The sequence below is a fragment of the Pigmentiphaga sp. MLSB6-MA01 genome (genome assembly GCF_058793475.1).
Window position 1 is genome coordinate 108,393 of the sequence record NZ_JBXAFV010000016.1, and the last position, 22,748, is coordinate 131,140.

A 22,748-nucleotide genomic window follows, 5' to 3' on the forward strand; every position below is an offset into this window, starting at 1 on the left:
GATTCCGCATGGAGCCGTTTACCCGCCTGACCGCCATCGCGGCGCCGCTGGACCGCGCCGACGTCGATACCGACATGCTGATTCCGCAGCGCTTCCTGCGCAAGCCCTTGACAGTGGGCTACCGCAGCTTCCTGTTCTATAACGACCGCTACGACGCGGCCGGCAAACTCAAGGGCGATTTCCTGCTCGATCGCGAGCCCTATACCCAGGCACGCATCATCGTCTCGGGACCGAACTTCGGCTGCGGATCGACGCGCGAAGGGGCGGTGTATGCCGTGGTCGACTTCGGCATTCGCGCCGTGATCGCGTCGAGCTTCGGGCCGTTCTATGCGAGCAACGCCTACCAGAACGGGCTGCTGCCCGTCGTGCTGCCCGAGGACGCGGTGCGTGGCCTGCTCGAACAGCTGGCCGCCGCGCCCGGCGCCGAGATCACCATTGATCTGGCCACCCAGACGGTGACCGATCCGGCGGGCAGGCACTACCGCTTCGAGATCGAGCCGGCCCGCAAGGAACGCATGCTGGGCGGCATCGACGACATCGCGGCCACGGGCGAGTTCGCCCAGATGCGCGATGCCCTCGAGCGCAAGCTCGAAGCCGAGACACCCTGGCTGACCGGCAAGGAACTGGCGGAGCTGACGTCGTGACGCATGTGCCGCTGACCGCCGCGCTGGGCGATTTCGTCGCGAACCTCCGGTATGAGGACATCCCCGCGACGGCCGTGGCCATCGCCAAGCAGGGCATCGCCGACTGCGTGGGCGTAATGCTGGCCGGATCGGCCGAGCCGGCCGTCGCGGCGGTCAGGCGCGGGTTCGCGCCCGACACCGCCGGCGGCGGCTCGTCGATCTGCTTCGGTCCGGAGCGGGCGCCCGCCCACGTCGCGGCCTGGGTGAACGGCACCGCCGCCCACGTGCTGGACTACGACGACGTGGCGCTCAAGGGCAGCCATCCGAGCGCCGTGCTGGTGCCCGCCATCCTGGCCGAAGCCGAGGCGGTCGGCGCGAGCGGGCGCGATATGCTGCGGGCCTATGCGGCCGGGTTCGAAACCTGGGGCGAGCTGATCTCGCGCGACCGTGGCAACTATCAGCGCAAGGGCTGGCATCCGACCGGCGTCTTCGGCGCCGTGGGCGCGGCGGCGGCCTGCGCGGCGCTGCGCGGCGCGACGGCGCAGGAAGCGGCGCACGCCCTGGGTATCGCGGCCTCGCAGGCCAGCGGCGTGATGGCGAACCTGGGCTTCATGACCAAGCCCATGCACGCGGGCAAGGCGGCGGCCTGCGGCCTGCTCGCCGCGCGTTTCGCCGCCGCCGGGCTGACGGCCGCGCCGAATGCGATCGAGCATGAGCAGGGATATCTGGGGGCGTTGTCCCCCGCCGGCGACATCGACCGCGAACGCGCGCCGTCGCTGCCGCCCGTGCGCTGGCGCCTGGTCGAGCAGGGCCTGGCGATCAAGCAGTATCCGGTCTGCTACCGCGCGCACCGCGCGATCGACGCCATGCTCGGGCTCGTACGTGACCGCGGCCTGCGGGCCGATGCCGTCAGGGCGATCACCGTGCGGTTCAGTCCGTCCCATTCGGTGATCCTGAAGAATCATCGGCCACGCACGGCCATCGACGCGAAGTTCAGCATCGAGTTCGCCCTGGCCTGCGCGCTGGTGGCGGGCAGGGTGGGGCTGCGCGATCTCGTCGACGAGTTCGTGCTGAGCGAGCCGATCCAGCGCCTGGTGCCGCGCGTGTCCATCGAGATCGAATCCGAGGAGATGCCCGGCACGTCGGGCTACGCGCCGTACGACCTGGTGCGCGTCGAGACCGCCGCGGGCGAGGTGATCGAGAGCGCGCACGTGCGCCACGCGCGCGGCGACCCCCAGGCGCCGCTCTCGGCCGATGCGCTGTGGACGAAATTCGAGGACTGCGCGCTGTGGTCCGGCCTGCCGCTGGATGCCCGCGCGCTCTTCGACCGGTTGAACGCGCTGGAACGCTGCGGTTCGGCGGCGGAGCTGTTGTCGCAACGCGAAGACTCGTCAATCGGAGGTAGGCGATGAGCGGCCGGCAGGGGCGGGATCCAGGCTCTGGAGCCTATTCCAATATATGAAATGACGTTCTTCAAAAAGACCTCCGTGCTATAGTCGATCCACGTTCAACCTTCGATGTCGTATCGCTTTGGACAAGACCGCAGCCAAGACCCTGCGCGCATTCGAACACATGTGTCGCATCGAAAAGTCCATCGGGGTCAGCGCGCTCGCCGCGAAGCTCGACATCACCAAGAGCAACGCGCACCGCATCCTCAGCACGCTGGTCGAGACCGGCTACGTCCAGCAGTTGGAAAGCGGCGAGTACTTCCCGACGCTCAAGATCTGGGAGCTGGGCAGCATGCTGCTCAGCCGGCTGGACTTCGTCCAGATCGCCAAGCCCCATCTGAAGCGCCTGAGCGAAGCCACGGGTGAACAGGTCTATCTGGCATCGATGAGCAGCGGCGCCGTCGTCTATCTCGATGTCATCGCCAGCAAGCACCCCATCCGCACCTACGCGTCCATCGGCAGCGCGGCACCCTTGCACTGCAGCGCGTCGGGCAAGGTGCTCCTGGCGTACAACCAGGCGCTTGCCGACGAATACCTGGCGGCGCCGCTCGAAAAATACACCCCGCGGACGGTGACCAAGGATGGCGACCTGCGCAAGGTGCTGGATGAGGTGCGCAAGAAGGGGTATGCCACCAACGACGGCGAGTGGCATGAGGGCGTGTGCGGCGCGGCCGCGCCGGTCCATACGGCCTTTCGCGAGGGCGTGGCGGCCATCGGCATCTCCGCGCTGAAGGAGCGCACGACACGCACCAAGCTCGTCCGCTTCGGCGAAGAGCTCAGGCAGGTGTCGGTCCGGATCTCGCGCGAACTTGGCTACCACCCGGCCTTGCAGGTCCTAGGCTAGGGCCTGTTCAAAGGCATAGGCCGCGCAGGGCAAGGCGCGGGTGGGCGGCGTACCGGGTGTACGCAACGGGCCTGCAACGCGGCCCATGCCCTGGCCCGGTCACGCGGACGGGGATCCGGCGTGGACAGGCCCCAGTCCCTTCAGCAGTTCACCGGCGTTCGCCAGCTCGTCCAGTCCCAATACCCGTTCCACCAGGCGCTGCGCCTGTGCGGCATCGAGCGGGCAGGCGCCGGCGCGCAGGCAATCGAGTGCCTTGTCGCCGCGGTCGGCCTCGGACAGCGGCGCTTCCCGTGACCCGGGAATGTGGGCGACGTGGCGTTCGCGCCGGCCTCCCGCGTGCGTGCGGACCGTGACGGTGGCGGCGCGGCTGTTGCCCCAGGTTTCGTCGACGTGGACGGCGACCCGCCGCGCCAGCGCCAGCGTTGCCGGATCCAGCACGGCCTCGGGTTCGATGTCGCCCACGCCGAAGCGCCGGCGCAGCAGGGCCGCGGCGACCGAGTACTGGACGCTGAATTGCGCCGCCACCTGCGGGTCGGTGGAGGGATCGAACGGCGCGCCCACCAGGCGATGCACATAAGGCGAGATGGTCACGTCGAGTTCCGTGATCTCGGACGCGTGGACCGGGTGTTCGCGCGCCAGTTGCAGCGCCGCCTCGATCGCGGTGTGGTTGCAGGCGCAACTGGGGAAGCGCTTGATGCCGGTTTCCATGTGCGGATAGGAAACCCCCAGGCCGTCGAGCAAGCGATCGGGTTCCCCGGGCTGGTACAGGTCGTAGAACCCGGACCGGCCTTCGATGGCCTGGCGCGCGGCGGTGACTCCCCGCGAGGCAAGCAGCGCGGACAAGACTCCGCCTTGCGCGGCGAATGCCGAGGAATAGCGCTTGACGAGACTGCGCTCGATATTGGGCAACTGCGTCGAACAGGCCTGGTTCACCGCGATGCCGAGGGCATGCATGGCCTGTTCGGCATCGAGTTTCATCAAGCGGGCCGCCGCCGCGGCGGCGCCCAGGATCCCGTAGATCGCCGTCTGGTACCACCCCCGGTGCGGCAGCGCCGATGCGGCACCAAGGCGGGTGACGATGTCGTTGCCCAGGACCAGCGCGGCCACCAGTTCGCGTCCGGTGGCGCCATGCTGCTCGGCCACCGCCAGCGCCGCGGGCAGGACGACGCTGTCCGAATGGACGCTACCGCGTTCGGAGGCGCGCATGCCGTCGAAATCGAGCGCCGCCGCCGCGGCACTGTTCAGGAACGCGGCGGACCGGGCGGGAATCTTCGCGTGGGTCGCCCAGACGGTGCTGTGCGGCTTGCCGCCTTCGTCGACGATGGTTTCGCGCACGGGCGGAATGCCGGGCGCGGAGGTGCCGGCCCAGGCCACGGCCAGGGTGTCGAGCGCCATGTGCTTGGCGGCCAGGACGGCGGCCGGCGGCAGCGCGTCCCAGGGGGTGTCGATGACGTGGGCGGCGAGCCGGGCCGAGAGCGTGTCGAGAGACATGGCGGCGGTGCTCAGGCGGCCTGCGCGGGCCGGGCGGGCGCCAGCAGCCGTTCGGCGTTGCCGGAACGGATCAAGGCCTTGTCGGCGTCCGAGATGTGGGGATTGGCCGCCAGCAACTGGACGTCCTTGTGTTTCATGCGTCCACCCGGATCGTCGTGCGGATAGTCGGTGGCGAACAGGAATTGCGAGGCGCCGAACAGGTTGACGGCCTCGGGCAGTTCGGCCTCCTCGGTCTCGATGGTGAAGAACAGATTTTTCTTGAAGTAGTGGCTGGGCGCGTGCTTGTTCTTCGGTTGGTAGTCGTCGACCGAGACGATCCGCTTGCCCCCTTCCAGCTTGCGATAGTTGAAGCGCGGCGCGGCATCTTCCGACTCGTAGTCGACGATCTCCTTGTTGAAGACGGAGTCCAGGTGCGAGACGAGCGGCTTGATGAAGCCGACGCCGGCCTCGGTAAAGACGAACTTCAGGTCCGGGAAGTCGTCCAGCAGTCCGCTCGTGACGAGCGAGACGAGGCTCATCTGGCCTTCCTGCGGCGCCAGCACGTCCAGTCCGTTGAACTGGTAGTTCAGCAGGTTGGTGATGCGGTGGCCGTGCTGGATGTTGTGCAGGAACAAAGGCATGCCCAGCTCCTCGGCCCGCTTGAAGAAGGGCCAGAGCTCGCGGTGGTTGCCCAGCGGATCGGAATAACAGTGTTCGGGGACGGGGAAGACCTTGTCGAGGATGACGGCGCGAAAGCCGTTGGCGGCAGACCATTCCATCTCGGCGATGGCGCCGTCCACGTCCTGCAGCGCGACCAGGGCACCGCCGATCAGGCGGTCGGGGTACTTCCGCAGCAGCTTGAGGATGGACAGGTTCCAGGAGTGGGCCATGGCCGTGGCGAGGCGGCGCTCGACCAGGTAGGAGAACATGGTCGATGTGAGCTGGGGGAACAGGAATTGCTGCTGGATGCCCAGTTTGTCGTAGTCGGCCAGTCGTTCCTCGATGTAGTAGGTGCCGCGGTAGCGCGAGCCGGTGCCGGGAGGGGGGAGAGGCGTCGCACCCGGGACGCGCGGGGGCTCCCCCGGGAACTGGACGTCGGTCAGCAATCCGGCGGCATCCCAGGTAAGGCGGGGCCGGAGCGCTTCGAATTCCGGGCCGAGGTAGTCGTAGACATCGGGGGGCAGGAAGTGGGTATCGGCATCGATGATCATGGCAGGGTCTCGTTCCATCGGTTTTCGAACGACGTCTCGCATGGTCGAAACGCGCTGGAAACAGACTACTCCCGGCTCGATCGGGCTGCAATACATGTTTTCCAAATATTAGAACGCCTTTCCAAATTTATTGACAGCGCCATGGCTTGTCCGTAAATTACCCAGCCAATACGCCGTGCCGCCACGCGCGTACTTTCCCCCACTCACACCTAGCGGGCCCGCACATGATCATCGACATGGACACCCACATCCTTCCGCGCGACATCTACGACCATGTCAGCGGCAGGACCGCCGACCTGCGGCCGAGATTCGAGTTCGACAGCGCAGGCATCCTCGTGAACTGGAGCTTTCCGGGCAATTACATCGTCAAGGGATCGACCCCGTTGCCGCCGCCCGGGGCGGGAGGCCGGCACATCGGCCTGACCGACATGGAGCATCGCCTGGAGGAGTACGACAAACTGGGCATCGAGAAGCAACTGCTGCTGCCGCAGTTCTCGGCCATCTACTTCAACTACACGCTGGACCCCGAGCTGGCCGCGCAGATGGCGCACTCCTACAATCTGTCCATCCTCAACCTGCTGCAGAAATATCCCGGGCGCCTGGTCGGCTCCGCGCTCGTGGCGCTGCAGGACGTGGATGGCGCCATCGCCGAGATGGAATGGGCCCGCAGGAACGGCTTCCAGTCGGTGGCGGTCGACAAAGTGTTCCCCGTCCGCGAGCACCAGTTCTCGGAAACGCTCGGCAGCCGCCGCGAGCTCTGGCCCTTCTTCAAGCGGGCCGAGGCGCTGGGCATGCCTATCATCCTGCACAACATCCAGCACGGGCACCGCATCAGCAATCTCAATATTTTCCAGCGCGACGGGCTCGACGTGGCGTCGCCGGCAGAAGGCCAGCTCAGCCTGATGTCGCTGTGCACCAGCGGATTGTTCGACGATTGTCCCGACCTGAAAGTGGTATTCACGGAAGCCGGCTCGGCGTTCATCAAGCCGCTGGTCGAGCGCTTCGACGCCGCCTACGTGAAGCCGCCGCTCAACTACGAGGACGAGGACGCGCAGGCGCGTTTCCACCGCCGGGTCAAGCCCGGGGGCGAACGTCTGTCGGCGGGCAAGCGCATCACCACCGTCGAGGAATACGAAAGCCGCAACAAGGAGCCCGCGAGCCACTACTTCAGGAAGAACCTGTTCTTCACCATCGAGACGGAAGAACCCGAGCTGCCGGATTCCATCGCGTTCCTGGGCGCGTCGCAGTTCCTGTTCGCCACCGACTATCCGCACGACGATCCGGGCGGACGCATGAAATACAAGGACGTCCAGCTCCTGCACGACCATACCGGCATCTCCGAGGAAGACAAGGAGATCATCCGCAGCGGTTCCGCCCTCAACATGCTGCCGGACTGAACGGCGCGTACACCTATCGCCAAGGGAGCGAGGATGGCTATCCATACTGATGTACTGGTCGTCGGCGGCGGCAACGCCGCCTTGTGCGCGGCGCTGGCGGCGCGCGCGCACGGCGTCTCGGTGATGGTGCTCGAACGGGCACCCGAAGATGAGCGCGGCGGCAACAGCCGCTTTACCGAGGGGTCGATGCGCTTCGCCTTCAATGGCGTGGACGATCTGTTGAAAGTCGTACCCGACCTGACCGAGGACGAAAAGCAGAACACCGACTTCGGTGCCTACACCGAGGACGAATTCTTCGACGACCTGTTCCGCGTCACCGATTTCCGCAGCGATCCCGACCTGGCCGAGGTCCTGGTCAGGCGCAGCTTCGATACCGTGTGCTGGCTGCGCTCGCTCGGGCTGCGCTACGTGCCCAAGTACGGCAAGCAGGCCTACAAGGTGGGGGGGCGCTTCAAGTTCTCCGGCGGAGTGGTGGTGGAAGTGGTCGGCGGCGGCGCGGGCCTGGTCGATTCGCTCTACAAGCTGGTCGCGGATCGGGGCATCAGCGTGCACTACAACGCCCGCGCGCTTTCCCTGCTTGCCGACGACAGCGGCGTCCATGGCGTCAGGGCGCGCATCGATGGCAAGACCCAGGATATCGAGAGCGGCGCGGTGATCCTCGCCTGTGGCGGTTTCGAGGCCAACGCCGAATGGCGCGCCCGCTACCTGGGACCGGGCTGGGACCTGGCCAAGGTCCGTGGATCGCGCTTCAACACCGGCGACGGACTGCGCATGGCGATCGACGCCGGCGCGCTGCCGGCCGGCAACTGGTCGGGCTGCCACGTGGTCGCGGGCGACCTCAACGCGCCGAACTATGGCGATCTCAAGTTCGGCGATGCGTTCCAGAAACACAGCTACCCGTTCGGGGTGCTGGTCAATGCCGAAGGCAAGCGTTTCTTCGACGAAGGCTACGACTTCCGCATGTACACCTATGTGGAATGCGGCCTGGCGCTGGCACGGCAGCCCAAGCAACTGGCCTATCAGGTCTTCGACAACAAGGTGCTGCACCTCCTGCGCGACGAGTACCGGCTGCGCAGCGTGACCAAGGTGCGCGCCGATACCCTGGAGGGCCTGGCCGAGAGCATGGAAGGGGTCAATCCCCAGCAGTTCCTGGCCACGATACGGGAGTACAACGCGGCGGTCCGCACCGATCGGGCGTTCGACCCGAACAGCAAGGATGGCCGGTGCACGGAGGGGCTTGCCCTGAACAAGTCGAACTGGGCCAACACCATCGACGAAGGCCCGTTCGAGGCCTATCCGGTCACCACCGGCATCACTTTCACGTTCGGCGGACTCAAGATCAATGCCCGCGCCGAAGTCGAAGATGTCGACGCGCGCGTCATTCCGGGCCTGTACACGGCCGGTGAAATGGTGGGCGGGCTCTTCTATTCGAACTATCCTGGCGGCAGCGGTCTCATCTCGGGCTCCGTCTTCGGACGGGTCGCGGGCGATGCCGCCGCGGAATACGTGGGTTCGCGCTAGGCCATGGAGACTCCCGGCCTCGCGGACGGCGACGAGATCCGCGCTCGGTTCTCCCGCCGCATGTCGGACATGTACCGGCGCGAGGTGCCGCAATACGGCGCGCTGCTCGATCTCGTCGCGGACGTCAATGCCGCCGCGCTGCGGCGCGAACCGGCGTTGCGCGAGCGCCTGGCCCGTGCCGGAGAGCTGGAGCGCCTGGGCGTCGAGCGCCATGGCGCGATCCGTCTCGGCTCCGCCCGAGAGCTCGCCACGATGCGGCGTGTCTTCGCCGTCATGGGCATGCGGCCTGTCGGCTATTACGATCTTTCGGTGGCGGGCGTGCCCGTGCATGCCACCGCATTCCGCCCGGTGGAGGATGCCTCCCTGGCGCGCAACCCGTTCCGGGTATTCACGTCGTTGTTGCGCCTGGACCTGATCGAGGATGCCGGGCTGCGCATGATCGCCACCGACATCCTGGAGCGGCGGCGGATCTTCACCCCCCGTCTGCTGGACCTGGTCGAACGCGCCGAAGGGCAGGGAGCCCTTGCCGGCGCCGAGGCCGACGAGCTGGTGGCCGAGGCCCTGCAGACGTTTCGCTGGCACAGCGCGGCAACCGTGGACAAGGCGACCTACGCCCGGCTGCACGATGCCCATCGCCTGGTGGCCGATGTCGTGTGTTTCAAGGGGCCGCACATCAACCACCTGACGCCGCGCACGCTGGACATCGATGCCGTCCAGGCGGCGATGCCGGTGCGCGGCATCGCCGCCAAGACGGTGATCGAAGGGCCGCCCGCGCGCAAGGTGGCGCTTTTGCTCAGGCAGACGAGTTTCAAGGCGCTGGAGGAACGCATCGCCTTCGTGGGCGAGGACGCCCGGGCGCCAGGAACGCATACCGCCCGCTTCGGCGAGATCGAGCAGCGGGGCGTGGCGTTGACCCGCAAGGGGCGTGCGCGCTACGACACGCTGCTGGCGAATGTCAGGCACGGCTCACCGGGGTCCCCGGACCGGGACTATGCCGGCCGGCTGGCCGGGGCGTTCAAGGACTTTCCCGACGACCTGACGACGCTGCGGCGGGAGGGGCTCGCCTTCTTCCGCTATGCGCGCACCAGCCGGGGCAGCCGGGACGCCGCCGCCGCGGGGCTATCCCTGGAGGCGCAGATCGAGCGCGGCCTGGTCCGGGCCGATCCCATCGTCTACGAGGATTTCCTGCCCGTGAGCGCCGCCGGCATCTTCCAGTCCAACCTGGGCGGGGCGGGACCGCGCAGCTATGCCGGCAACGCCGCGCAGGCGGCGTTCGAGCACGCCCTGGGCGCGCCGGTGCTGGACGAGATCGCGCTGTACGAGGCGGCGCAGGCCCGTTCGCTCGAAGCGCTTCACGCAAAGGTGAGTCAATGAAGGTACTGGTCGCGGTCAAGCGGGTGGTCGACTACAACGTGAAGGTCCGCGTCAAGGCGGACGGCTCCGGCGTGGATATCGCCAATGCGAAGATGAGCATGAACCCCTTCGACGAGATCGCCGTCGAGGAGGCCGTCCGGCTGAAGGAAAAGGGCATCGCCACCGAGGTCGTGGCGGTGTCGTGCGGCGTCGCCGCATGCCAGGAGACCTTGCGCACGGCCATCGCGATGGGCGCCGACCGGGGCATCCTGGTCGAGACCGGGGAAGATCTGCAGCCGCTGGCCGTGGCCAAGCTGCTCAAGGCGCTGGCCGACCGGGAGCAGCCGCGGCTCATGCTGCTGGGCAAGCAGGCCATCGACGACGACGCGAACCAGACGGGCCAGATGCTGGCGGCGCTGGCGGACCTGCCGCAGGCGACCTTCGCGGGCAGGATCGAGCTGCAAGACGGTGAGGCAGTGGTCACCCGGGAGGTCGACCGGGGCGTGGAGACGGTCGTGTTGTCCCTGCCAGCCGTCGTCACGGTCGACCTGCGGCTGAACGCGCCGCGCTTCGTGACGCTGCCCAACGTCATGAAAGCCAGGAAGAAAACCATCGAGACCGTCACGCCCGGCGACCTGGGGGTTCAGGTCGGGTCGCGCCTGCGCACGATCCGGGTCTCGGAGCCGCGTCCACGGGCGTCGGCCGCCAGGGTGCCGGACGTGGCGACGCTGGTCGACAAGTTGCGCAACGAAGCCAAGGTCCTTTGAGGGAGAGTCGCATGGCCGCACTCGTCGTCGCCGAGCACGACAACGTTTCCATCAGTCCCGCCACGCTCAGCACCATCGCGGCGGCCCGCGCCTGCGACGGCGAGGTCCACCTGCTGGTGGCCGGCAGCGGGGCGGACGAAGCCGCCCGGGCCGCCTCCCGGATCGGCGGGGTGGCCCGGGTGCTGCATGCCGAGGGGCCCTGTCTGGCCGATGGCCTGGCCGAGAACGTCGCGGCCCAGGTGCTGGCCGTGGCCGGCGGCTACGGCCACATTCTTTTTCCCGCGAACGCCGGCGGCAAGAGTGTCGCGCCCCGCGTCGCCGCGAAACTCGACGTATCCCAGCTCAGCGACATCGTCCGCGTGGAAAGCAGCGATACCTTCGAACGGCCCATCTACGCCGGCAACGCGCTGGCCACGGTGCAGAGCGGCGACCCGGTCAAGGTGATCACCGTGCGCGCGACGGGTTTCGATCCGGTGGCCGCGACGGGCGGCGACGCGCGGATCGAGTCCGTCCCGGCGGTGTCCGGGTATGGCAGGAGCCGCTTCGCCGGACGCGAGGTCAGCGGCAGCGATCGTCCGGACCTGACCGCGGCGAAGATCGTGGTGTCGGGCGGACGAGGGCTGGGCAGCGCTGATCGCTTCAAGGACGTCATCGGCCCGCTGGCCGACAAGCTGGGCGCGGCGATCGGCGCCAGCCGCGCCGCGGTCGATGCGGGCTATGCTCCGCACGACTTGCAGGTGGGCCAGACCGGCAAGGTCGTGGCGCCGCAGCTCTATATCGCCACGGGCATCTCGGGCGCCATCCAGCATCTGGCGGGCATGAAGGATTCCAAGGTGATCGTGGCGATCAACCGGGACGGCGAGGCGCCGATCTTCGGCGTTGCCGACTATGGACTGGAGGCTGATCTGTTCGAGGCGGTCCCGGAACTCCTGACGCGACTCTAATGCCCGAGGGCAAGGACCTCCATGTTCGAATTCCTGCGTCCCACGCCGCCTGTCCATGATCCGCTCGGGCCGCCCGTGCCGGGCGCCGCGGACGAGGTCAAGCACACGACCTGCTACATGTGCGCCTGCCGTTGCGGCATCCGTGTCCACCTGCGCGATGGCGAGGTCCGCTACATCGACGGCAATCCGGACCACCCGCTGAACGAGGGGAAGATCTGCGCCAAGGGGTCTTCCGGCATCATGAAACAGCATTCGCCCGCCCGGCTCACGGTGCCGCTCAAGCGCCGGCCGGGCTCCGCCCGCGGTGACGGAGACTATGTCGAGATCTCGTGGGACGAGGTCTACGCCACCTTGACCGATCGCCTGGGCCGGATCCGTGCCACGGACCCCAAGCGATTCGCGCTTTTCACCGGGCGAGACCAGATGCAGGCCCTGACCAGCCTCTGGGCGCGCCAGTTCGGCACCCCCAATTACGCCGCGCACGGCGGATTCTGTTCGGTCAACATGGCCGCCGGCATGATCTACAGCATCGGCGGCTCGTTCTGGGAGTTCGGCGGGCCCGACCTGGACCATGCGAGGCTGTTCGTGATGATAGGAACCGCCGAGGACCACCATTCCAATCCGCTGAAAACCGCGATCTCGAAGTTCAAGCGGGCGGGGGGCCGTTTCATCTCCATCAATCCCGTCCGCACCGGATACTCCGCCATCGCCCATGAATGGATCCCGATACGGCCGGGGACCGACGGCGCGCTCTTCATGGCGCTGATCCGGGAACTGATCGCCAGCGGTGAGTTCGACCGCGATTTCGTCGCCCGCTACACCAACGCCCTGGACCTGGTCGATCTCGACAGCGGTCTCATCGTCGGCAAGGGCGAATCGCTGGAGGAGGGCGGACGCGAGGTCGGGGGCAAGCCCGCGAAGCCCGCGTTTGAACTCCTGCGCGAACGGGTGGCGGACTGTACGCCGGAATGGGCCAGCGCCATCACCGGCATCCCGGCGGCGCGCATCGTGGCCCTGGCCCGCGAGATGGGCGAGACGGCCATGCGCGCGTCGTTCGAACTGCCCATTGCCTGGACGGATACCGAGGGCGTGGAGCATGCCAGCGTCGTCGCCCGTCCGGTGGCGTTCCACGCGATGCGAGGCCTGGCCGCGCATTCCAACGGCTTCCAGACGATTCGCGCATTGGCCATCCTGATGAGCCTGCTGGGCACCATAGACCGGCCCGGCGGTTTTCGCCACAAGGCGCCGTTCCCCAAATCCATCCCGCCGGCCGTGCGCCCGCCGAATACCTGGGACCAGGTGCGGCCCATGACGCCGCTGGGGGCCGCCCCGCTGGGATTCCCGGCCAGCCCCGACGACCTGGCGGTGGGGCCTGGCGGCGAACCGATCCGGATCGACAAGGGGTTCTCGTGGGAGCATCCGCTTTCGGCCCACGGCCTGATGCACAACGTCATCACCAACGCCTGGCGCGGCGATCCGTACCGTATCGACACCCTGCTGATCTTCATGGCGAACATGGCCTGGAACTCGACCATGAACACCACCCAGGTGCGGACGATGCTGAACGACCGCGACCAGAGCGGCGAGTACCGGATCCCCTTCATCGTGGTGTGCGACGCTTTCGCCTCGGAGATGACCCAGTACGCCGATCTGATCCTGCCCGACACCACCTATCTGGAGCGGCATGACGCGATGTCGCTGCTCGACCGGCCGATTTCGGAGTTCGACGGCCCGGTGGACTCCGTGCGGATTCCCGTCGTTGCGCCGAAAGGGCTGTGCAAGCCTTTCCAGGAGGTACTGATCGAACTGGGCTGGCGCCTGAAGCTGCCGGTGTTCACCGAGCCGGATGGCAGCCGCAAGTACCGGGGCTATGAAGACTTCATCGTCCGCTACGAGACCGCGCCCGGTTCGGGCATCGGGTTTCTGGGCGGCTGGCGCGGCAGCGACGGCGAGAAGTCGCTGGTGGGCGAACCCAACCCGCGCCAGTGGGAAAAATATGCCGAGAACAACTGTGTGTTCCACCACGAGCTGCCGCCCGGCATGCAATACATGCGCAACTGGAACCGCGACTATCTGGCCTTTGCCCGGCAGGCCGGCTTCAACGGCGCGCCCGAGCCCATCCGCATCCAGCTGTACTCGCCGGTGATGCAGGAATTCCGGCTGGCCGCCCAGGGCAGGCGCGACGGCAAGCAGCCGCCGCCGCACCTGCGCGCACGCATCGAGCGCCACTTCGATCCGCTGCCATTCTGGTCGCCGCCGCTGGAGCACGCGGCGATCGATCTCGAAAAATACCCGCTCAACGCCATCACGCAGCGGCCGATGGCCATGTACCACTCATGGGACTCGCAGAACGCCTGGCTGCGCCAGATCCACAGCCACAACTACCTCATGGTGAATCCCGTCACCGCGCGCGCCGCGCAGGTCGAGGACGGCGGATGGATCTGGGTCGAGTCGCAGTGGGGCCGGTTGCGGTGCATGTGCCGCTACAGCGAGGCGGTCGAACCCGGCACCGTGTGGACCTGGAATGCCATCGGCAAGTCGCGCGGCGCCTGGAACCTCGGGCCGCAGGCCGACGAATCCAGCAAGGGGTTCCTGCTCAACCACCTGATTTCGGAAGAACTGCCCCTGCCGGGCCCGGGCGGGACGGTTTCCAACAGCGATCCCGTCACCGGGCAGGCGGGCTGGTACGACGTCCGCGTGCGTATCGGCCCGGCGGATCCCGGCGAGCCCAAGGAGGTCTGGCCGCGGTTTCCCGCCATGAAGCCGATGCCGGGCACCGGCATCATCCGGAAAGTCCAAGCCTATTTCGCCGGCGGAAAATAACCCCATGACCCAACTCGCGCTTGTCATCGATCTGGACGTCTGCGTGGGCTGCCACGCCTGCGTGACGTCCTGCAAGCAGTGGAACACCTCCGGTTCGGCCGGTCCGCTGGAGGACGCGAACCCCTACGGCGAGAGCCCGAGCGGTACGTTCTTCAACCGCGTGCAGACCTTCGAGGTGGGTGAGTTCCCGCTGACCGAGACCCTGCATTTTCCCAAGAGCTGCCTGCATTGCGAGGATCCGCCCTGTGTGCCGGTCTGTCCCACCGGCGCGTCGTACAAGCGCAAGGAGGACGGCATCGTGCTGGTGGACTACGACAAGTGCATAGGCTGCAAGTACTGTTCGTGGGCCTGTCCGTATGGCGCGCGCGAACTCGACGAAGGCCGGAAAGTGATGACCAAGTGCACGCTTTGCGTCGACCGCGTCCACAACCCGGCGCTGCCCGAGAACGAGCGCAAGCCGGCCTGCGTGATGGCCTGTCCGACCAACGCGCGGTTGTTCGGCGACGTGCATGACGAGCGTTCCGAAGTGTCGCAGGCGATACGCGAGCGCGGCGGCTACGCGCTCATGCCGGAGTGGGGCACGCGGCCGGCGAATCACTACCTGCCCCGCCGGAGCCCGGAATGAAGCCCGCCTGGTCGGTCATTTTCCTGACCACGCTGTGCGGCATGGCGCAGGGCCTGATGCTGGCGCTGGTCGGCGCGGACGTGTTCGGCGGGGCGCTCGAGCCGGCCGCGGCGCAGCGCTTCTTCGGTGGCGGGGCGCTGCTGTGCGTGGCGCTGGCGATCCTGGGACTCTTCGCGTCGTTCTTCCACCTGGGCCGTCCCGAGCGTTTCTGGCGCAGCGCCGCCATGTGGCGTACTTCGTGGCTCTCGCGCGAGGTCATCGCGGTGCCGGCTTTCATCGTTTCCGCGGCATGGTATGCCTGGGCCCACCATGCCGGGCAGGGCTACGCCACGGCGGTGGGTTTCCTGTGCGTGGCCTGCGCGTTGGCGCTGTGGGTATGCACGGCGATGATCTACGCCTGCCTGCGCTTCATCCGCGAGTGGGCCAGCCCGTTCACCCTGGCCAATTTCGCATTGCTGGGCTGCGTCTCGGGTTTCACCGCGGCGTCGGCCTGGGCGGCCTGGACGGCGCCGCGCTGGGTGCCGGCCTACCTGCTGGCCGCCTATGTGTCGCTGGGTGCCGGCCTGGTGGTCCGGCTGCTCATGCTGCGCCGCAATGCCCGGCTGCGGCCGGGCTCGACGCTGCAGAGCGCATTGGGCATCCGGAATCCGAAGATCGCGCAGAAATCCATGGGCGCGATGGGTGGCACCTTCAACACGCGCGAGTTCTTCCACGGCCGCAGCGCGGCCGTGATCCGCGGCGTGCGCTGGGCGTTCCTGTTGCTGCTGTTTCCCGGTTCGGCGCTGCTGCTGGCGTGGGGGCAGTTCCGTGCCAGCGGCGCGCTGCTGGCCGGGGCGCTGGCGGTGCAGTACCTGGGGTTGCTGGCGGAGCGATGGTTCTTTTTCGCGCAGGCGAATCATCCGCAGAATCTGTACTACCAGGTGATTTCCTAGGGGGATGACCGCGAGGCGCGACATGCCGGAGTCGCGCCGCCGCACGCAGGTTCGTCACCCCAAGACCGGCTTTTGCGCGCAGGGGCGGCGCCCGTGGTCTGGTATTGTGCGGGACATGCCCAGACCGGGCCATGTCCCCCGAACGAACACCCATGACACACTCCTCATCCTCGTCCCCCGGCAACGAGGCGCTCGCCGCCGTTCCCGGCGAACAACGCGTCTTCCTGTGGCACGACCACGCGTCGCTCTGGTTCAGCCTGGGCGTGGGCCTGCTGGTCATGCAGATGGGCTCGTACCTGCTGCCGGCCTTGAGTCCCCCGCAAGCCTTGCTGGTCATCGTGCTGGGCTCCGTGCTGGGGGCCGGGCTGCTGGGCTGGGTCGCGCAGATAGGCTGCCGCAGCGGCCTGTCCAGCGCCGGCCTGATGGTGGCGGTCTACGGGCGCGGTTTCGCGCGCCTGCCCATCGTTCTCAACATCGTGCAGTTGCTGGGCTGGGGCGCGTTCGAACTCGTGGTGATGCGCGATGCCACCGTCGCCGTGGGCCGCCATGGCGGCGCCATGACCGCCGACTACTGGCCCTACCTGGCCACGCTGCTCTGGGGGGCGGTGATCCTGCTGCTCATCGGTGGCTCCATGGTGCGCCTGGTGCGGCGCATCGTCTCGCGCGTGGCCCTGCCGCTGGTCGTGCTTTCATTGCTGTGGCTGAGCTGGCAGTTCCTTTCCATGGCGCAGGGCCAGGGGCTGGCCGCCTTGTGGAGCCGGAGCGGCACGGGTGGCATGAGCGCGCTGTCGGCCCTGGACCTGGTGATCGCCATGCCCATCAGCTGGCTGCCGCTGGTGGCCGACTACGCACGCCACGGCAAGCGGGGCCGTTCGGCGCTGACGGGCACCTGGACCGGCTATGCCGTGGCCAACATCTGGTGCTATGGATTGGGCGTGCTGGTCGCGCTGACGCTGCCGAGCCAGGACCTGATCATGGCCCTGCTGCAGGCCCAGGGTGGCCTGATCGCGCTGTCACTGGTGCTGATCGACGAAGTCGACAACGCCTATGGCGACAACTACTCGGCTTCGGTGTCGGCGCACAGCATGGCGCCGCGCTGGAGCATCCGCCGCTGGGGACTGCTGATCGCCACGGCCTGCTGCCTGCTGGCGATGGTGCTGCCCATGCACAGCCTGGAGCCGTTCCTGCTGCTGCTCAGTTCCTGCTTCGTGCCGCTGTTCGGGGTGATGCTGGGTACCCTGGGCCTGGGGGCCGATGCCGAACGGCTGCTGCGGGAAGCACCTTCGGTGCGGGTCACGGCCGTGCTCATCTGGATCGCCGGCATTGCGTTCTATCATCTGCTGCCGCTTGCCAGTACCGCGCTGGGGTCGGCCCTGCCGACCCTGGCGCTGAGTTTTGGCCTGGCCGTATTGTTCATGCGGCGGGGCGAGCCGGCCGGGCCGGTTCCCGCGTAGCCAGTCTCCGGCGGGCACGGCCATCGAGGCCGTGGCCCGCGTCCGTCGCGCTTTCAGCGGCAGGCGTAATTCGCCGCATCGTCCGGATCGCCCGTCCCCCGATAGACCGCCTGCTTGGGATAGGCGCACAACGGACGGGCTCTCTGCACGGATCCGGCCGCCGTCCGCGACGCGACGAAGTCGTCCGGGGGCGTTCCCTGCTCGACCCATCGATCCATGGCAGCCAGGACGTCGCGGCTCGGATCGGGAGCGGCGTCGCCGTCGACGCGCAGGGTGGTCGCACCCGGGCCGCCGCTGCAATGGCCCATGCCGGGAACCAGGAAGAGCCGGTAGAACGCATCGAGCGCGTTCCGGGAGCCTTGCGCATCGAGCACGCGATCGTAGTAGCCGATGCTGTCGTAGGCGCTGACCACCGGATCGCTCCAGCCGTGATAGACCATCAGCTTGCCGCCCGCCGACTTGAATGCCGACAGGTCGGCGCTGGTCTGGTCGACCAGCGGTGCAATCTTGGCATACGCATACGAAACGTCGCGGTCGAAATCGAATGTCCACCAGTTCCACTGCGGATCGTCGAAAACCCAGTAGCGCCAGAAGTCTGCCCGTACCGGTTCGGTCGACCCCATGTAGCCCGACCATCCCGATTCACTGCCCACCGGCCAGCCGGGATAGAGCTGGGCGTTCGTACGGGGATTGCGCGGCCCTCGATAGATGTTGCGGGCGGCGGCAAGCTGGCTGGATGTCAGGCAGTCCGCGGCATCGCCGGCGGTGCACAGCAAGGTCGCGACGTCGAATTTGTCCGCGCTGCAGGCGCGGGGATCGTCGATGACGCCGTCCGTCACGCCATCCAGCGCATCGCAGGCCGCGACGGCGCTATCCGTGATGAGCCGGAGCTTGGCCGGCGTCAGGAATTGCGTGAGGTTGTCGTTGGCCGGGCGGTTGGAGCGGAACCGCCACATGAATTCGATATTGAGGGCGGTGCGGTTATTGCCGGGCGCGCCGGCAATGATGCCGTCGAAATCTTCGGGATAGCGCTGTGCTTCCGCAAATCCCTGATGACCGCCCGTGGAGCATCCCAGGTAGTAGGCCCGGCTGGCCGCCGTGCCGCGCAACTCGGCCAGCAATTGTTTGCCCGCGACGGTAATCGCGTTGACCGACCGGGATCCCCAGTCGATGATTTTCTCCGGATTGCCGACGCCCCACAGCATGTCCTCGGTCTGGTGGCCGGTATCGCCGCCAAGCACGGCGTAGCCCTGCCGCATCGCATAGGCCATGTCGCCATAGCTCAGCGCCGGGCTGTAGCCGCCGTTGCCGGTGGTGACCAGCTTGCCGTTCCAGGCCGTTCCCTCCGGCACCCAGAGCTGGAAGTCGATCCGCGAGCTGGCGCTGGGCATGGCCACGGCATCGATGCGGCAGAACGCGGGGACGCCGTTCAGGTCCTGGCGGCTGTCTGCGGGTCGATAGGTGCCCGCGGGAATGGACGACACCGCCGTGATGCGCGCCGCGGGAATCCGTACGTCGGCGAAATCTTCCACCTGGCAGGCGCGGGCGACCGGCCCGACAGGCCCGCCCGGCCCGGGCGGCTGGGCCGGCGATCCGCCGTCGTCGCCGCCACAGGCGGCGAGCGTTGCGGCCAGGACAAGCGCGAGAGGCAATATGCCGCTCGCGGGACAGGGGTATCCCATGATTTCTCCTCTGGTGTGGCGCCGCGCTCGTTGTCGATCTTGTGCGCATGGCGAGATTCGCTGGAACCTTCTTGTCCGCCGCACTCTATGCCGGGAGATTTCATTTGGGAATTCGAAAATTTACATGAATTGATCGATAGCTCAGGATAGTGGGGGCGGTGGCCGTTGGCGTGTCATGGTGGCCACCCCTTCGGCGACCAGAACCAGCACCGCCATCCAGATCGCCAGATAGGTGGGCCACTGCGAGGCGGGAATGGATTCACCGAGCACTCCCGCGGCCACGATGACCAGCAAGACCGGTTCCACGTAGATCAGCAGGCCGAACAGCGTCAGGTTCAACTTCGGCGCCGACAGCGCCTGCAATCCCAGTGCCGAGGCGCTGATGATGCCCAGGCCGAGGATCAGCCACGGCAGGGCGGGCGGCGCATCGGCCGGCAGCGCATACCCGCCCTGCACGACGAAAAACACGCTGACGGGCAGGCCCAGCGTCATGTCCAGCCACAGCGAGCCCAGGGTGTTGGTATGGGTGGCGCGGCGCAGCCAGAAGTAGCCGGGATAGCCCAGGCACACCAGCAACGCGGGCCAGGACACGGTACGGATGATGGCGATCTGGTAGACGATCCCCGCGAATGCCAGGCCGCCGGCGAGCAGTTGCATCGGGCTGATGCGTTCGTCGAAGGCCAGTCGGCCCAGCGCCACCATCACGATCGGCAGCAGGAAATAGCCCAGCGAGACATCGAGTCCGTGACCGTTCACCGGCGCCCACATGAACAGCCAGAGCTGGCCGCCGAGCAGCGCGGCCGACAGCAAGCGCTGTGCCCAGAAAAACCGTTCGCGGCGGATCCGCGCGGCGAGCTGGCGGATCTCGTGCCAACGTCCCATGGCCAGGACCAGCAGGGTCAGCGCCGGGACGGTGAGCAGCATCCGCCAGCCGTAGATGGCCGCGCCGTCCAGGGGGCGCAGCAAGACGGTGTACGCGGACATCAGCGCGAAAAGCGCTGACGAGGCCACGTTGAGCAGGACGCCGGTGGAGGTGTCGAGGGAGGAGGGGGCAGTCATTGAAAAGGGGGAAGCGTGGGATGGGTAGGGTGAAGCCATGGGCGCCGCGGGTGCTGAAAAAATCCCCGTCTCTCTACTGGGGCGATGCGTTCCCGATACGTATCTCCGACTTCAACCATTCGATGAACAACTCTACTTCCGGTACCGCCTTGGCTCGCTCGGAGACGAGCAGGCAGTAGGCTTGCGGCGGAACGATGCCTACTGGCGACAATCTCCGCAGTAGGCCCGATTCGACAAAGTATTCGATGAGAACATGCCGCCCCAATGCAACGCCTTGCCCGAGCATCGTGGCTTGGATGATCTGGTCGTGATTGGTGAATCGCAGGCTCTTCGTGGTTTCCGCCGTGGCGGTGTCGGGCAGCCATGTCGCCCAGGCAGACCATGGGTAGAGGCTGGTGGTGGACTCCTGAAGAAGCAAGGTCTGGCCTTCAGGGTCGAATGCCTTGTCCAAACCCGGTTCGATGTTGGCAGCGACGGTGTTGCTGCCCACCGGGTAAATCTCTTCCCTGGTCAAGACCTGGCCCGTGGAAGGCAAGGTGTCCGGCGTGCAGTATCTGATTGCCACATCGACGTCCTCGGTGTCCAGATCGACGAACCGATCAGTCGCCTGAAAGTGCAGATCGATGTCGGGATGAGCCGCATGCAAGGCCCCAAGCCTGGGAATCAACCACATCGAAATGAATGACGAGAACGACGATATCGTGACCCGCTTCTTAGCGGAACCGCGGCGGATCTGAGAAACGCAACCGTCGAGTTGATCCAGCATGGCTACCGCGACCTTCTCCAGCTTTGCGCCTGCTTCGGTCAGTTTGAGCACGCGGGTCGTGCGCACGAACAGTCGTTCCCCCAGTTCGCTTTCCAGCGCCTGTATCTGCCGGCTCAGCGCGGATTGCGTCAGGCATAGCTCCTCCGCCGCTTTCGTGAAGCTTCCTTGCCGGGCGGCAAGGACGAAGCCCCGTAAACCCGCAAGGCTGATCGGGCGATCCTTATTCATGATTTTCTCGCATCAAAGTCATGAGATTTTTCCGTTTGAGTGAGCGGTAATGCCCATGTCCAATCAGCGTGCATGGTTAATTATGAGGTTTTTGCATGGATTTTGGAATCAAGGGAAAAGTCGCTCTCGTTACGGGGGGAGGCGGCGGCCTGGGCAGCGCAATCGCTCTGCAACTTGCTGCGGAAGGCGCCAGCGTCGTCATCGCGGACGTGAGTGCGCAGGCGGCATGCCGTACCGCGGAGGCGGTCGGCGCTTGTGGCGGCCACGCTTTGCCGCTCGAGTGGGACCTGTCCCGGAGGGAGATTTTTCCGACACTGCTGTCGCAGATCCAGGATTGGGCGGGGGACGTTGATATCCTGGTAAACAATTCCGGCGGGCCGCCGCCCAGTCTGGCGACCGATGTGCGGGACGAGCTGTGGCATGGACAGTTCGATGCCATGGTCCTGTCGCTGATGCAGCTCACTTCGCTCGTATTGCCCGGAATGCGGCGCAGGGGTTGGGGCCGCATTATTACGAGCGCATCCTCGGGTGTGATCACCCCGATATCGAACCTTGCCGTATCCAATGCGCTTCGCATGACGCTGATCGGTTGGTCGAAAACACTCGCCGCGGAGGTCGCCGCGGATGGGGTGACGGTCAACGTCGTGCTTCCGGGGCGTATTTCAACCGCTCGCATAGCCCAGCTGGACCAAGCCAGAGCCGACCGCGAGAAGCGGTCGCTTGATGACGTCATTTGCGCCAGCACCTCTTCCATTCCCGCTCGTCGCTACGGGAAACCCGAAGAATACGCGGACGCCGTCACGTTCTTGGCAAGCGCACGCGCGTCGTACATCACCGGGTCCATGGTGCGTGTCGATGGTGGATTGATTCCGAATATCTAGGAGAAAGACATGGATGCTGGAAACCTCAGTGAGCGCGAGATCATCCGCAAAAGATTCCTCGCCGTGGATACGTCGAACGTCGCTGACGTTCTCGACATGATGGGCCTGCCAAATCAAGGGCTGGCCGCGGAGTTCGCTCCCTATCCGGCGACGGCGGGCAAGCTGGCGGGCTGGGCCTATACGATCCGCGGTCAAATGACTCCCTTCGAAGGGGCGGGCGACGCCGACAAGATGCAAGCCTGCCAAGGGCTCTCACCCGGCGAGGTAAGTGTGTGGAGTGGTGACGGTTGGGGGTTCTGCTACTTCGGTGAACTAATCGCTATTGGCATGAAAGAGCGGGGAAGCGTGGGGGCGCTGGTCGACGGTGGTGTGCGTGACATTCGCTGGATCGCCGAACAGGACTACCCCGTATATGCGCGCTACCGGACGCCCGTGCAATCGATCGGGCGATGGAAAGTAAACGCCTGGCAGATCCCCGTCTCGCTTCGAGGCGCGGGCGGCGGCATGATCAGCGTGGCGCCAGGCGATTTCATCCTCGCCGATGAGGATGGTGCCATCGTGATTCCATCCGGTGCCGTCGTCGAAGTCCTGGAGAAATCCGAAGCGCTCACCGTCACGGAGCAACAGGTACGACGTGCGTTGAAAGACGGTCTGTCGTTGGGGGACGCACTCGCGAAGTACGGACACGTCTGATCGTCCGACTCTGTTCATGAAAGCCCT

The 22,748-nt window shown here is 66.6% G+C and carries 18 protein-coding genes and 1 pseudogene; 14 read left to right on the top strand and 5 right to left on the bottom strand.

Annotation, left to right across the window (positions count from 1 at the left end):
* Positions 1-8: 8 nt before the first annotated feature.
* The 3 genes from leuD (at position 9) to AC1Q6E_RS23405 (ending at position 2,915) form a co-directional block, all read left to right on the top strand.
* Positions 9-644, top strand: coding sequence for a 3-isopropylmalate dehydratase small subunit (leuD, locus tag AC1Q6E_RS23395; protein ID WP_152792956.1), 636 nt, complete (start codon positions 9-11; stop codon positions 642-644).
* Complete coding sequence (locus AC1Q6E_RS23400) at positions 641-2,035, top strand: MmgE/PrpD family protein (protein ID WP_296555887.1); 1,395 nt, start codon at positions 641-643, stop codon at positions 2,033-2,035. The genes leuD and AC1Q6E_RS23400 overlap by 4 nt, the downstream gene beginning before the upstream one ends.
* 118 nt (positions 2,036-2,153) lie before the next feature.
* Positions 2,154-2,915, top strand: coding sequence for an IclR family transcriptional regulator (locus AC1Q6E_RS23405; protein ID WP_366058603.1), 762 nt, complete (start codon positions 2,154-2,156; stop codon positions 2,913-2,915).
* Between the two features lie 99 nt (positions 2,916-3,014).
* Here the strand turns inward: AC1Q6E_RS23405 and AC1Q6E_RS23410 are convergent, their stop codons facing one another.
* Together AC1Q6E_RS23410 and AC1Q6E_RS23415 are read right to left on the bottom strand one after the other, a co-directional pair.
* Complete coding sequence (locus tag AC1Q6E_RS23410; protein WP_492573604.1) at positions 3,015-4,406, bottom strand: MmgE/PrpD family protein; 1,392 nt, start codon at positions 4,404-4,406, stop codon at positions 3,015-3,017.
* Positions 4,407-4,417: 11 nt separating this feature from the next.
* A complete protein-coding gene (locus tag AC1Q6E_RS23415) occupies positions 4,418-5,614 on the bottom strand; it encodes an amidohydrolase family protein (protein WP_296555883.1) in 1,197 nt (398 codons plus the stop codon).
* Between the two features lie 206 nt (positions 5,615-5,820).
* Here AC1Q6E_RS23415 and AC1Q6E_RS23420 point away from each other — a divergent pair, with 206 nt between their 5' ends.
* The 9 genes and pseudogenes from AC1Q6E_RS23420 to AC1Q6E_RS23460 all read left to right on the top strand — a co-directional run bounded on the left by AC1Q6E_RS23420 (position 5,821) and on the right by AC1Q6E_RS23460 (position 17,412).
* Positions 5,821-6,993 (top strand): amidohydrolase family protein, encoded by a 1,173-nt coding sequence (locus AC1Q6E_RS23420; RefSeq protein ID WP_152792951.1) that lies wholly within the window; start codon positions 5,821-5,823, stop codon positions 6,991-6,993.
* A gap of 33 nt (positions 6,994-7,026) precedes the next feature.
* A complete protein-coding gene (gene tcuA, locus AC1Q6E_RS23425) occupies positions 7,027-8,514 on the top strand; it encodes an FAD-dependent tricarballylate dehydrogenase TcuA (protein WP_152792950.1) in 1,488 nt (495 codons plus the stop codon).
* 3 nt (positions 8,515-8,517) lie between these two features.
* Positions 8,518-9,888, top strand: a complete 1,371-nt coding sequence (hglS, locus tag AC1Q6E_RS23430; protein ID WP_152792949.1) for a 2-oxoadipate dioxygenase/decarboxylase HglS — start codon at positions 8,518-8,520, stop codon at positions 9,886-9,888.
* Positions 9,885-10,634 (top strand): electron transfer flavoprotein subunit beta/FixA family protein, encoded by a 750-nt coding sequence (locus AC1Q6E_RS23435; RefSeq protein ID WP_152792948.1) that lies wholly within the window; start codon positions 9,885-9,887, stop codon positions 10,632-10,634. The genes hglS and AC1Q6E_RS23435 overlap by 4 nt, the downstream gene beginning before the upstream one ends.
* Positions 10,635-10,645: 11 nt before the next feature.
* Positions 10,646-11,578 carry an electron transfer flavoprotein subunit alpha/FixB family protein gene (locus AC1Q6E_RS23440; protein ID WP_296555881.1) on the top strand — a complete coding sequence of 311 codons (933 nt, stop codon included), beginning with the start codon at positions 10,646-10,648 and terminating at the stop codon, positions 11,576-11,578.
* 21 nt (positions 11,579-11,599) lie between these two features.
* Positions 11,600-14,401 (top strand): molybdopterin oxidoreductase family protein, encoded by a 2,802-nt coding sequence (locus AC1Q6E_RS23445; protein ID WP_152792946.1) that lies wholly within the window; start codon positions 11,600-11,602, stop codon positions 14,399-14,401.
* A gap of 4 nt (positions 14,402-14,405) precedes the next feature.
* Positions 14,406-15,017: pseudogene (gene soeB, locus AC1Q6E_RS23450) on the top strand (sulfite dehydrogenase subunit SoeB); the annotation flags it as partial.
* Between the two features lie 5 nt (positions 15,018-15,022).
* Entirely contained in the window at positions 15,023-15,958 is a 936-nt protein-coding gene (locus AC1Q6E_RS23455; protein ID WP_152792944.1) for a dimethyl sulfoxide reductase anchor subunit family protein, read from the top strand.
* Positions 15,959-16,110: 152 nt separating this feature from the next.
* Positions 16,111-17,412 carry a purine-cytosine permease family protein gene (locus AC1Q6E_RS23460; RefSeq protein ID WP_152792943.1) on the top strand — a complete coding sequence of 434 codons (1,302 nt, stop codon included), beginning with the start codon at positions 16,111-16,113 and terminating at the stop codon, positions 17,410-17,412.
* Positions 17,413-17,465: 53 nt separating this feature from the next.
* On the opposite strand, the gene AC1Q6E_RS23465 is transcribed toward AC1Q6E_RS23460, so the two are convergent.
* The 3 genes from AC1Q6E_RS23465 to AC1Q6E_RS23475 form a co-directional block, all read right to left on the bottom strand.
* Entirely contained in the window at positions 17,466-19,094 is a 1,629-nt protein-coding gene (locus AC1Q6E_RS23465) for a tannase/feruloyl esterase family alpha/beta hydrolase (RefSeq protein ID WP_492573605.1), read from the bottom strand.
* A gap of 141 nt (positions 19,095-19,235) precedes the next feature.
* Positions 19,236-20,153 (bottom strand): EamA family transporter RarD, encoded by a 918-nt coding sequence (rarD, locus tag AC1Q6E_RS23470; protein WP_296555879.1) that lies wholly within the window; start codon positions 20,151-20,153, stop codon positions 19,236-19,238.
* Positions 20,154-20,226: 73 nt separating this feature from the next.
* Positions 20,227-21,147, bottom strand: a complete 921-nt coding sequence (locus AC1Q6E_RS23475; RefSeq protein ID WP_152792940.1) for a LysR substrate-binding domain-containing protein — start codon at positions 21,145-21,147, stop codon at positions 20,227-20,229.
* 95 nt (positions 21,148-21,242) lie between these two features.
* Between AC1Q6E_RS23475 and AC1Q6E_RS23480 the strand changes: the two genes are divergently transcribed.
* Positions 21,243-22,028 (top strand): SDR family oxidoreductase, encoded by a 786-nt coding sequence (locus AC1Q6E_RS23480; protein ID WP_492573606.1) that lies wholly within the window; start codon positions 21,243-21,245, stop codon positions 22,026-22,028.
* A 9-nt stretch (positions 22,029-22,037) separates the two neighbouring features.
* Positions 22,038-22,721, top strand: a complete 684-nt coding sequence (locus tag AC1Q6E_RS23485; RefSeq protein WP_152792938.1) for an RraA family protein — start codon at positions 22,038-22,040, stop codon at positions 22,719-22,721.
* Positions 22,722-22,748 lie beyond the last annotated feature (27 nt).